Annotated in this window: 2 protein-coding genes and 1 pseudogene; all 3 read left to right on the top strand. The window is 71.9% G+C overall.

The window, feature by feature from the left end; genetic code table 11:
* A pseudogene (locus AB0M20_RS39545) lies at window positions 1–510 on the top strand (alkaline phosphatase family protein); the annotation flags it as partial.
* Window positions 507–1577 carry a polyprenyl synthetase family protein gene (locus AB0M20_RS39540; RefSeq protein WP_364306190.1) on the top strand — a complete coding sequence of 357 codons (1071 nt, stop codon included), beginning with the start codon at window positions 507–509 and terminating at the stop codon, window positions 1575–1577. The pseudogene AB0M20_RS39545 and the gene AB0M20_RS39540, both read left to right, overlap by 4 nt.
* 43 nt (window positions 1578–1620) lie before the next feature.
* Window positions 1621–2181 (top strand): glycosyltransferase (locus tag AB0M20_RS39535; protein WP_364306188.1); only part of this gene is annotated, 561 nt, incomplete at its 3' end.

Here is a 2181-nt window from a genome sequence, read left to right as displayed (position 1 = left end):
CGCGACCCGGCCGACGTGCCCGCGGTCGCCAAGCGCTGCGCCGAGCTGCCCGGCGTGGGGCAGGTGCTGGACGCGGCCGGCAAGGCCGAGCACGGCCTGGACCACGAGCGGTCCGGCGAGCTGGTCCTGGTCGCCGAGCCGGACGCCTGGTTCACCTACTACTACTGGCTGGACGACGCGCGGGCGCCGGACTTCGCCCGGCTCGTCGAGATCCATCGCAAACCGGGGTACGACCCGGCCGAGCTGTTCTTCGACCCGGCCGGACCGGGCGCCGCGAAGGGCCGGGCCGGGCTGGCGCTGCTGCGCAAGAAGCTCGGGATGCGCTACCTGATGAGCGTCGTCGGGCTGGACGCCGGCGCCAAGGCGGTCCGCGGCTCGCACGGCCGGCTGCCGTCGGACCCGCGGGACGCCCCGGTTCTGCTGTGCTCCGACCCGGGGCCGGCCAGGGACGCCTACGCCGCCACGGACGTGAAGGACCTCCTCCTCGGCTTGGTGGGAGCACGGCCGTGACCGTCGGGTCGCCACCGGAAGTGACCTCCGAGTCACTGAGCGAGCGGTGCGACGCGGCGCTGACCGCCTTCCTGGACCGCCAGCGCCCACTGTGGCCGGACGGCACCCCGCACGGCGTGCTCGACGCCTGCCGCCGCTTCGTGCTGGCAGGCGGCAAGCGGCTGCGGCCGATGTTCTGCTACTGGGGCTGGCGAGGCGCGGGCGGCGACGACCGGCCGGAGATCATCACGGCGGCCGCCGCCCTCGAGCTCTTCCACGCCTTCGCCCTGATCCACGACGACATCATGGACCGCAGCGACCGCCACCGCGGCCGGCCGTCGATGCATCGCCACTTCAGCGAACTGCACGCCCGGCACCGCTGGCGGGGCGACCCCACGCGGTACGGCCACAGCGCCGCCCTGCTCTGCGGCGACCTGTGCGCCGCCTGGGCCGACCACATGTTCTCCGGCTCCGGCCTGCCCCCGGACTGGATCCAGCGCGGTCACCGCCTGTTCACGCTGATGCGCACCGAGGTGATCGCGGGCCAGTACCTCGATCTGGTGTCCGGCGTGGGTGACGGCTCGGTCGCCGGGGCATTGACCGTTATCAGGATGAAAGCGGCACGGTACACAGTGACCAGACCGCTACAGATCGGCGCGAGCCTGGCCGGCGCCGGACCCGCGGCACTCGCCGCGCTGCAGCGGTTCGGCGACCCGCTCGGTGATGCATTTCAATTGCGTGACGATGTGCTCGGCGTCTTCGGGGACCCCGCGGTGACCGGCAAACCGGTCCTGGATGACCTCAGGGAGGGCAAACCGACCGTCCTCATCGCACTGACCAGGGATCGAGCGGATACTATCCAGGCCGAAAAGATGAAGATTCTCTTCGGTCGATCGGATCTGGACCCCGCGGGTGCGGAAGAACTGCGTACGATCATCGCCGCCACCGGCGCGCTGGAGCGCGTCGAGGACATGATCACAGTGCGGGCCGAGTCGGCGGTCGCGGCACTGACCGACGCCCCGCTCACCGACGAGGCCCGCGCCGCCCTGGTCCACCTGGCCGGGAGTGTCGTGGACCGCCGCAGCTAGACAGGCAAGGCAGACCCATGGCCCTCTCCGAACAGGGGACCGCGTGACCACGTACGAGCTCGACGCCGAGGACACCGACACTCGGATGCGGATGCCCGCCATCATCCGCCAGCGGGGGTCGGTGGAGAACACGGACCGGCCCAGCGGCTGGCGCCCGCTGCGCATCGCCATGGTCGGGCAGAAGGGCATGCCCGCCACCTACGGCGGCATCGAGCGCCACGTCGAGGAGATGAGCAGCCGGCTCGTCGCCCTCGGCCACGAGGTCACCGTCTACTGCCGCGACAGCTACGACGCGATGCCGATGGACCAGTACCGCGGCGTGCGGCTCAAGCGCACCCCGACGCTGGCCACCAAGCACCTCGACGCGATCGTGCACGCCGGCACCGCCACCATGGCCGCCCTCAAGGACCGGCCGGACGTGCTGCACTACCACGGCATCGGCCCGGCCCTGGTGGCGCCGCTGCCGCGTTACCTGTCCCGGGTCCGCGTGGTGCAGACCGTCCACGGCCTGGACAACCAGCGGGCGAAATGGAACAGGCCGGCCAAGATGGTGCTCGGCGCCGCGCACTGGTGCAGCGGCCGGGTCCCGGACGTGCGGATCGCC

The organism is Actinoplanes sp. NPDC051633 (assembly GCF_040681735.1).
Taxonomy (GTDB): Bacteria; Actinomycetota; Actinomycetes; order Mycobacteriales; family Micromonosporaceae; genus Actinoplanes.
The sequence above is the reverse complement of the archived record's forward strand: the minus strand, read 5'-3'. Positions and strand labels throughout refer to the sequence as shown.